Origin of the sequence: Streptomyces sp. NPDC060205 (assembly GCF_042728395.1) — a bacterium.
Lineage (GTDB): Bacteria > Actinomycetota > Actinomycetes > Streptomycetales > Streptomycetaceae > Streptomyces.
On the sequence record NZ_JBHWZP010000363.1, the window covers coordinates 1 to 8,917 of the forward strand.

Annotated in this window: 9 protein-coding genes, 1 pseudogene and 1 riboswitch; all 10 genes and pseudogenes read left to right on the plus strand. The window is 71.0% G+C overall.

All coding sequences use genetic code 11. The features are described 5' to 3' along the window. Nucleotides 1-281: 281 nt before the first annotated feature. Nucleotides 282-554 (plus strand): annotated as a pseudogene (locus tag ACFWGJ_RS37810) (ROK family transcriptional regulator); the annotation flags it as partial. Between the two features lie 314 nt (nt 555-868). Beyond that, a riboswitch (FMN riboswitch) is annotated at nt 869-999 on the plus strand. Between the two features lie 155 nt (nt 1,000-1,154). After that, nucleotides 1,155-1,763 carry a riboflavin synthase gene (locus ACFWGJ_RS37815; RefSeq protein WP_387333493.1) on the plus strand — a complete coding sequence of 203 codons (609 nt, stop codon included), beginning with the start codon at nt 1,155-1,157 and terminating at the stop codon, nt 1,761-1,763. Beyond that, nucleotides 1,760-2,404, plus strand: a complete 645-nt coding sequence (locus ACFWGJ_RS37820) for a nicotinamide riboside transporter PnuC (protein WP_387333494.1) — start codon at nt 1,760-1,762, stop codon at nt 2,402-2,404. Before ACFWGJ_RS37815 ends, ACFWGJ_RS37820 begins: the two co-directional genes overlap by 4 nt. Then, nucleotides 2,401-3,699 carry a bifunctional 3,4-dihydroxy-2-butanone-4-phosphate synthase/GTP cyclohydrolase II gene (locus tag ACFWGJ_RS37825; RefSeq protein ID WP_387333495.1) on the plus strand — a complete coding sequence of 433 codons (1,299 nt, stop codon included), beginning with the start codon at nt 2,401-2,403 and terminating at the stop codon, nt 3,697-3,699. Before ACFWGJ_RS37820 ends, ACFWGJ_RS37825 begins: the two co-directional genes overlap by 4 nt. A 66-nt stretch (nt 3,700-3,765) precedes the next feature. Further along, nucleotides 3,766-4,251: a 6,7-dimethyl-8-ribityllumazine synthase gene (gene ribH, locus ACFWGJ_RS37830; protein ID WP_189772856.1), complete on the plus strand. Its 486-nt coding sequence runs from the start codon at nt 3,766-3,768 to the stop codon at nt 4,249-4,251. A 34-nt stretch (nt 4,252-4,285) separates the two neighbouring features. After that, the gene (locus ACFWGJ_RS37835) at nt 4,286-4,558 is read left to right on the plus strand and encodes a phosphoribosyl-ATP diphosphatase (RefSeq protein ID WP_107019637.1); all 273 of its coding nucleotides are present in this window, start codon (nt 4,286-4,288) and stop codon (nt 4,556-4,558) included. 76 nt (nt 4,559-4,634) lie between these two features. After that, a complete protein-coding gene (hisG, locus tag ACFWGJ_RS37840) occupies nt 4,635-5,492 on the plus strand; it encodes an ATP phosphoribosyltransferase (protein ID WP_387333496.1) in 858 nt (285 codons plus the stop codon). 52 nt (nt 5,493-5,544) lie between these two features. Continuing rightward, nucleotides 5,545-6,033 carry a PH domain-containing protein gene (locus tag ACFWGJ_RS37845; protein WP_387333497.1) on the plus strand — a complete coding sequence of 163 codons (489 nt, stop codon included), beginning with the start codon at nt 5,545-5,547 and terminating at the stop codon, nt 6,031-6,033. Nucleotides 6,034-6,232: 199 nt separating this feature from the next. Next, on the plus strand, nt 6,233-7,603 hold the full coding sequence (locus ACFWGJ_RS37850) for a hemolysin family protein (protein WP_387333498.1): 1,371 nt from the start codon (nt 6,233-6,235) through the stop codon (nt 7,601-7,603). Further along, a complete protein-coding gene (locus ACFWGJ_RS37855) occupies nt 7,600-8,700 on the plus strand; it encodes a hemolysin family protein (protein ID WP_387333499.1) in 1,101 nt (366 codons plus the stop codon). Before ACFWGJ_RS37850 ends, ACFWGJ_RS37855 begins: the two co-directional genes overlap by 4 nt. The last annotated feature ends 217 nt before the right edge of the window (nt 8,701-8,917 follow it).

An 8,917-nucleotide genomic window follows, 5' to 3' on the forward strand; every position in this document is an offset into this window, starting at 1 on the left:
GCTTCGCGCCGGGGTCGCCCTCCGGCTTCGCGCCGGGGTCGCCCTCCGGCTTCGCGCCGGGTTCGACCTCCGGTTCCGCGCCGGTCCCGGAAACCGGCGGGGTGGGGGATTCGGCTGCGGGCAGTGGGGGCGGGCCGCGCAGTTCCCCGCGCCCCTTGGGCGCTGTCGCGCCCGGCTCGGATTCGGCTGCGGGCGGTGGGGGTTACCCGCGCAGTTCCCCGCGCCCCTTCGGGGGCGCCGACCCTCGGAGATCCCCATCCCCCTCCGGGGTGCGCCCCTCGGGGTTTCTCGATGCGCTTGCCGATCGTGTCGCTCTCGGGGCCGCTTCCGTCATCGCTGTGCTCGATCCGGGGTGTGTCGTGCTGTCCGGGGAGATCGGGCGAGCGGGGGGTGAGGTGCTGGCGGCTCGGGTGCGGGAGCGGCTCGGGCGGATGACTCCGTTGCCCACCGAGGTGCGGGCCGGGACCCTGGGCGGCGGCGCCGTGCTGCGCGGTGCCCTGCTGATGGCCCGGGACGGCGCCCAGGACGAGCTGTTCGCGCCTGCGGAGAGGTGAACCCGGGCCCGTGACGGGGAACGGAGACCCGGCGGCGGGGCAAGGGCCTCCGTCACCGCCGCCGGGTCGATCTGGGGCGGGTCGGCGAACGCGACCCGGAGAGGCGCCGGTGCACGCTGACCCTAGAGAGGACTAGACCAAAGCGTCAATAGGTATGGACCACCAGCGAGACGCCTTGATCACGGAGAAGTTGATCAGAGCCTGGCGCCTCACGGGTGTCCCGTGAAGTCCATCGGTACACCTTGTGAGCCACCCCACAGAATTCACCCGCATGGGCGTCGATCAGGCGTGGCACACTGAGTCTGTACCAGAAGCAGCGCACTCCGGGGTCGGTGAAAGTCCGAACCGGCGGTTACAGTCCGCGACCCGGTCGCTTCCAGCGGCCGGTTGACCAGGTGAAATTCCTGGACCGACGGTTAAAGTCCGGATGGGAGGCAGTGCGCGGCGGGCGGGCATTCGTGCGCGCCGCCGTCTGTTTCGTCGTGTCCCACGGGCACGTCGTCCCACGCGGCGTCGTCCTCGGTGTTCCCGTTCGTTTCACATCTGTCGTCATCGACAGGCCCCGGAGTCCGTGCCCTATGAGGCAGGAGGACCCGGGAAGTGTTCACCGGAATCGTCGAAGAGCTGGGTGAAGTCACCGCCGTCGAGAATCTCGGCGATGCCTCACGTTTCCGACTCCGTGGCCCTGTGGTCACCGAAGGTGCACGTCACGGGGACTCCATCGCCGTCAACGGCGTCTGTCTGACGGTCGTCGACCACGAGGACGGCGAGTTCACCGCCGACGTCATGGCGGAGACCCTGGACCGCTCCAGCCTCGGCGCCCTCACCGTCGGCTCCCGCGTCAACCTCGAACGGCCCATGGCCGTGGGAGAGCGGCTCGGCGGGCACATCGTGCAGGGCCATGTGGACGGCACGGGCGAGGTCATCGAGCGCAAGCCGTCCGAGAACTGGGAGATCGTGAAGATCTCGCTGCCCGCGGACCTCTCGCGCTACGTCGTCGAGAAGGGCTCCATCACCGTCGACGGCATCAGCCTGACCGTCGTCGACGCCGGCCCCGACTTCTTCACCGTCAGCCTCATCCCGACCACCCTCGACCTGACCACGCTGGGCCGCAAGCAGCCCGGCGACCCGGTCAACCTTGAGGTCGACGTGATCGCCAAGTACGTCGAGCGGCTGCTCGGCCCGCAGGGACAGGGAGCGACACGGTGAACTGGCTCAACTCCGAGGCGTTCACGCTCTTCGGCCAGCACATCAAGTGGGCCGACATGATCGGCAACGTGATCGGGCTGATCGGCCTCGCCCTCGGCTGGCGCCGCTCCATCTGGACCTGGCCCGTCCAGTTCCTGTCCGGCGCGATCCTCCTCGCGGCCTTCGCCACCGCCCACCTCTCGGGCAGCGCGGGCAAGCAGCTGGTGGTCATGGCCGTCGCGGTGTGGGGCTACTGGCAGTGGAACCGCGGCAGGGGCGGCGCGCAGGACGGCTCCATCGCCGTCCGGTTCGCCACCTGGCGCGAACGCGCGTACCTGCTCGGCGCCGCGGCCGTGGGCACCGTCGCGGTCGCGAGCCTGTTCACCGCGTACCCCTCGCTGTCCTGGGACCCCTGGCCCGACGCCTACATCTTCGTCGGCACGGTCGTCGCGATGTACGCCCAGGCGCGCGGCATGGTCGAGTTCTGGTTCGCCTGGCTGCTCGTCGACCTGGTGGGCGTGCCGCTCAACTTCGCCAACGGCTTCGCGTTCTCCGGATTCGTCTACATCATCTACGGCGCGCTCGTCCTGTGGGGCATGCGCGACTGGTGGCTGCGCTCCCGCAAGGCCGGGCAGCCCGTCCTGGAAGGAGCCCCGGCATGACGACAACGCCGGTTTGGTACAGCACGGGTCATGACGAGGACGCCTCGGACTTCGCCCTCGACCCGGTCGAGAAGGCCATTGCGGACATCGCCGCCGGCCGCCCGATCGTGGTCGTCGACGACGAGGACCGCGAGAACGAGGGCGACCTCGTCATCGCCGCCGAGAAGGCGACCCCCGAGATCATCGCCTTCATGATGAGCGAGTGCCGCGGTCTGATCTGCGCACCCATGGAAGGCGACGAACTCGACCGCCTCCAGCTCCCGCAGATGGTCGAGAACAACACCGAGTCGATGCGCACGGCCTTCACGGTCTCCGTCGACGCGGGCCCCGCCTCCGGCGTGACCACCGGCATCTCCGCCGCCGACCGCGCCACCACCCTGCGCCTGCTCGCGGGAGGACAGGCGGCAGCGGCCGACTTCGTACGCCCCGGCCACATCTTCCCGCTGCGCGCCAAGCCCGGCGGTGTGCTCGTCCGCAACGGCCACACCGAGGCCGCCGTCGACCTCGCGCGCCTCGCGGGCCTGCGGCCGGCCGGCGCCATCGTCGAGATCGCCGGCGAGGACGGGCGGATGCTGCGCCTGCCCGAGCTGATCCCGTTCGCCCGCAAGCACGGCCTGACGATCATCTCCATCGAGGACCTGATCGCCTACCGCCGCACCGCCGAGCCCACGGTCCGCCGTGAGGCCAGGACGCAGCTGCCCACCGCCTTCGGCGAGTTCACGGCGTACGGCTACCGCTCCACCGTCGACGGCGTCGAGCACGTGGCGCTGGTGCACGGCGAGATCGGCGACGGCGACGACGTCATCGTGCGCATCCACTCCGAATGCCTCACCGGGGACGTCTTCCACTCCCTGCGCTGCGACTGCGGCCCCCAGCTCGAAGCCTCCCTGCAGCGCATCCAGGACGAGGGCCGCGGCGTCGTCGTCTACCTCCGCGGCCACGAGGGGCGCGGCATCGGCCTGCTGTCCAAGCTGCGCGCGTACGAGCTCCAGGAGCGCGGCCGGGACACCCTGGACGCCAACCTCGAACTCGGCCTGCCCGCCGACGCCCGCGACTACGCGGCCGGGGCGCAGATCCTTGAGGACCTCGGGGTGCGCAGCCTGCGGCTGATGACGAACAACCCCGACAAGACGGCCGCCCTCGTCCGACACGGCCTCAAGGTCACCGAGCGCGAGCCGATGCCCGTGACGGCGGGCGAGCACAACCTCCGGTACCTGCGCACCAAGCGGGACCGGATGGGGCACGACCTGCCCTGGCTGGACACGACCGCCGTGTCCGCCTGCGGCAACCAGTGACCCGTAACCCGTAGAACAGCAACCAGTAGCAAGCAACAGCACTGCACGGTACGAGGAGACACAGACGTGAGCGGCAAGGGCGCACCCGAACTGTCCGTACGCAACTGCGGTGACCTGCGGGTCGCCGTCATCGCGGCACAGTGGCACGAGAAGGTCATGGACGGACTCGTCGACGGCGCGCTGCGCGCCCTGCACGAGCTGGGCATCGACGAGCCGACCCTCCTGCGGGTCCCCGGCAGCTTCGAGCTGCCGGTCGTCGCGAAGGTCCTCGCGGGCCGCGGCTACGACGCGATTGTCGCGCTCGGCGTCGTCATCCGCGGCGGCACCCCGCACTTCGAGTACGTGTGCCAGGGCGTCACCCAGGGCCTCACCCAGGTCTCCGTCGAGACCGGGGTCCCCATCGGCTTCGGCGTGCTGACCGTCGACACCGAGGAGCAGGCCCTGGACCGCGCGGGCATCGAGGGCTCGAACGAGGACAAGGGGCACGAGGCGGTGACGGCGGCCGTGGCGACCGCGGCCACCCTGCGCTCGGTATCCGAACCCTGGCGCTGACGTAGGCCCGCGACCGCGTAGGGTGAGGACCACCATGTCCAAGAAGACTTTCGAGGAGCTCTTCACCGAGCTCCAGCACAAGGCAGCCACCGGCGACCCCGCCACCTCCCGCACCGCGGAACTGGTCGGCAAGGGGGTCCATGCCATCGGCAAGAAGGTCGTCGAAGAGGCCGCCGAGGTCTGGATGGCCGCGGAGCACGAGGGCAAGGAAGCAGCCGCCGAGGAGATCTCGCAGCTGCTCTACCACGTCCAGGTGATGATGGTCGCCCGCGGCATCAGCCTGGACGACGTGTACGCCCACCTCTGAGCCCCCTCCGCGCCCTCGCGCCGACACCCGTATCCACCACCGCACCCGCACCGCACGAACGAAGGAAGCCGACCTCATGCTGCGCATCGCCGTCCCCAACAAGGGTTCCCTGTCAGGCCCCGCGGGGGAGATGCTGCATGAGGCCGGCTACCAGCAGCGCCGGGAAGCCAAGGAGCTGCGGATCGTCGACCCGGAGAACGAGGTGGAGTTCTTCTACCTCCGCCCCCGCGACATCGCGATCTACGTCTCCTCCGGCCGCCTCGACATCGGCATCACCGGCCGCGACCTGCTGATCGACTCCGCGGCCGACGCGGAAGAGATCCTGCCCCTCGGCTTCGCCCGCTCCACCTTCCGCTTCGCCACCAAGCCCGGCACGGCCAAGGCCCTCGACGACCTCGCGGGCAAGACCGTCGCCACCTCGTACGAGGGCATCGTCGCGAAGTACCTCGCCGACCAGGGCGTCGACGCGTCCGTCGTGCACCTCGACGGCGCCGTCGAGACGGCCATCGAACTCGGCGTCGCCGAGGTCATCGCGGACGTCGTCGAGACCGGCACCTCGCTGCGCAACGCGGGCCTTGAGGTCTTCGGCGACCCGATCATGAAGTCCGAGGCGGTCGTCATCCGCCGCACCGGCGCCGAGACCACCGGGGACGCCGAGCCCAAGGTCCAGCAGTTCCTGCGCCGCCTCCAGGGCGTCCTCGTCGCGCGGACCTACGTGATGATGGACTACGACTGCCGCGTCGAGCAGCTGGAGAAGGCCGTCGCGCTCACCCCCGGCCTGGAGTCGCCGACCGTCTCGCCGCTCCACAACGAGGGCTGGGTCGCCGTACGCGCCATGGTCCCGTCAAAGGAGGCCCAGCGGATCATGGACGACCTGTACGACATCGGCGCCCGGGCCATCCTGACCACGGCCATCCACGCCTGCCGCCTCTGAGCTGCCCCCGACTGCGACTTTGACTCCGAGGACTTCGAGGAACAGCTTCGCCATGCCGGACACCACCGAGCCGCCCGCCCTCCCCGTGACCTTCAGGCCCGGGCGCACCCGAGCCGTACTGCTGACCGCCGGTGCCACGATCTTTGTGGTCATCACCACGGTCGCGCTGCTGCTCGAAAAGCTCGGACCGGGGGAGCGGCTCAGCTTCGTCTTCACCGCGGCACTGCTCTTCGGCGTCCTCGTGCTGCTGGCCCGCCCCAAGGTCGTCGCGGAGGAGTCCGGGGTCACCGTCGTCAACATCACCAGCAGGCGGCGCCTCGCCTGGGCGGAGATCCTGCAGGTCAACCTCCGTCCCGGAGACCCCTGGGTCTTCCTGAACCTCAGCGACGGCACCAGCCTGCCCGTGCTCGGCATCCAGCCGGGCATCGCCAAACAGCACGCCATCAGCGACGCCCGCGCACTGCGCGCCCTCGCCGAGGCCCGCTCCCTCGGCGAGCCGGACGGGCCGTCCGACGGCCCGCACGACGAACATCACGGCTGACTCCCGGCCTTCCACCCTGCCGTACGGGCCCATGTCTTGATTAATCTGTTGGCGGAGGCGTTTTCGTTGCGCCTCCGCCGCTGACTTCCCACCCGGAACTCAGCGGCCCCCTGCTATTCGAGGAGTGACTCCCTCCAGCGATGGACGGATCGTCCTGTAGTACCTGCGCCGCCCCCTCCCGACCCATCGAGGCGGCGGCATGACCATCCCCCTGCTGCTCCTCGGGGCGGCGTTCCTGTTGATCCTCGCCAACGGCTTCTTCGTGGCGGCCGAGTTCGGCCTCGTCACGGTGGAGCGCCCCGACGCCGAGAAGGCCGCGGCCGAAGGCGACCGACGGGCCGGCACCGTCGTCAGTTCCCTCAAGGAACTCTCCTTCCAGCTCTCCGGCACCCAGCTCGGCATCACCATCACCTCGCTGGTCGTCGGCATGCTCGCCGAACCGGCGCTCGCCGAGCTGCTGAACGGGCCCTTCACCGCCGTCGGCATCCCCGAAGGCGCCGTGTCCGGTGTCGCCGTGGTCGTCGGCATGCTGCTGGCCTCGGCCGTGCAGATGGTGATCGGCGAACTCGTGCCCAAGAACTGGGCGGTGTCCCGGCCCCTGCAGGTCGCGCGCTTCGTCGCGGGCCCGCAGCACGTCTTCTCGACCCTGTTCCGGCCGGTGATCGCCGCCCTGAACTCGGTCGCCAACCGGCTCGTCCGCGCCCTGGGCGTCGAGCCCACGGCGGAACTGGCCTCCGCGCGCACCCCCGGCGAGCTCGTCTCCCTGGCCCGGCACTCGGCCCAGGCCGGCGCGCTGGAGCAGGACACCGCCGACCTGTTCGTACGCACCCTCTCCCTGGCAGACCTGACCGCGCAGCACGTCATGACCCCGCGGGTGAAGGTCAGCGCCCTCCAGTCCTCCGCGACCGCCGAGGACGTCGTCAACCTCACCCGCGCCACCGGCCTCTCCCGCTTCCCCGTCTACCGGGAGCGGATCGACGAGATCGTCGGCATGGTGCACCTCAAGGACGCCCTCGCGGTGCCCTCGCACGACCGGCTGCGCATGCCGGTCACCCGGATCGCCCAGGCCCCGCTGCTCGTCCCGGAGACCCTCCCCGTGCAGCCCCTCCTGGAGCGGCTGCGCAACGAGCAGCCCATCGCCGTCGTCGTCGACGAGTACGGCGGCACGGCCGGGGTCGTCACCCTGGAGGACATCGTCGAGGAACTCGTCGGCGAGGTCCGCGACGAACACGACGACCAGGACGTGCCGGAACTGGCCGCCGCGCCGCCCGAGGACGGCCGGCCCGCCTGGGACGCCGACGGCAGCTGCCGCGTCGACATCCTGCTGCGCATCGGCCTGGAGGTCCCCGAGGGCCCGTACGAGACGGTCGCCGGCCTCGTCGCCGACCTGCTCGGACGCATCCCGGCCCCCGGCGACCGGGCCGAGCTGCCCGGCTGGCGCCTGTCGGTGCGCCAGGTCGGCCACTACCGCGCGGAGCGGGTCAGGCTGGTCAGAACGGCCGAGGCCGGGACCACCCCCGTCGCCGCTCCCGCGTCCGCCCCCGTCTCCGCGGCGGAGGCCGTCCGATGAGCGTGCTCCAACTCCTGTTCGCCGGCCTGCTCGTGCTCGCCAACGGGTTCTTCGTCGGCGCCGAGTTCGCCCTGGTCTCCGTACGGCGCAGCCAGATCGAACCGCTCGGCACGGCACGGGCCCGCCAGGTCATGTACGGCCTGGAGAACCTGCCGCACATGATGGCCGCCGCGCAGTTCGGCATCACCATCTGCTCGCTGACCCTCGGCGCGGTCGCCGAGCCCACCGTGGCGCACCTTCTGGAGCCGGTCTTCCACGCCGCGCACCTGCCCGAGGGCATGATCCACCCGCTCGGGTACGTCATAGCGCTCGCCGCGGTCGTCTTCCTCCACCTGGTGGTCGGCGAGATGCTGCCGAAGAACCTGGCGATGGCCGCCCCGGAGAAGACCGCGCTGTGGCTCAGCCCCGGTCTGGTCGCCTTCGCCCGGCTGTGCAAGCCGGTCACCGTGGCGCTCGGTGCCTGCGCCGGCGCCATCCTGAAGCTCTTCGGTGTCGAGCCCAGGGACGAGGTCGAGGCGGTCTTCACCAGCGAGCAGCTCAACCGGCTCGTCGAGGACGCCGGCCAGGCCGGTCTGCTCGACCCCGGGGAGCAGGAGCGCCTGGAGGACGCCCTGGAACTGGGCTCGCGCCCGGTCACGGACGTGCTCCTGGACCGCGAGTCGCTGATCAGCGTGGGCCCCTCGGTCACACCGGGCCAGGTCGTCGCCCTCACCGCCCGCACCGGGTTCTCACGGTTCCCGGTCGTCGCGGAGAACGGCGCCTTCATGGGCTATCTGCACGTGAAGGACGTACTCGACCTGGAGGAGTCCGAGCGGGCGGTGCCGCAGCAGGTCTGGCGGCCCATGACGACGCTCAGCGCCGAGCTTCCGCTGGACGACGCCCTGACCGTGATGCGCCGCGCCGCGACGCACCTCGCCCAGGTCGCCGACGCGTCGGGCCGGGTCCTCGGCCTGGTCGCCCTGGAGGACGTCCTGGAACTCCTGGTCGGCGAGGTCCGCGACCCGGCCCACCGGGACCGCCCGACGCCCCGCGTGGCCGAGCCCCGCTCAGGCCACACGGAACCGGCGGAACCTCCACAACAGGCCCTGGCCAGCTGAAAGGCAACAGACCGCGCAGTTCCCCGCGCCCCAAGCAGTGGGGGCACGGGGAACTGCGCAATCTTTCGCTTTTGCCTTTAGGGGCGCGGGGAACCGCGCGACCAGCCACGACGCACCCGCACCCGCGAGCCGCACAGCACCCCACCACCCCGGTGGGCGCACCCGACCCGGAGGGTCCTCGGGGCGCGGGCCCGACGGGGGCTCACACCCCCGACGC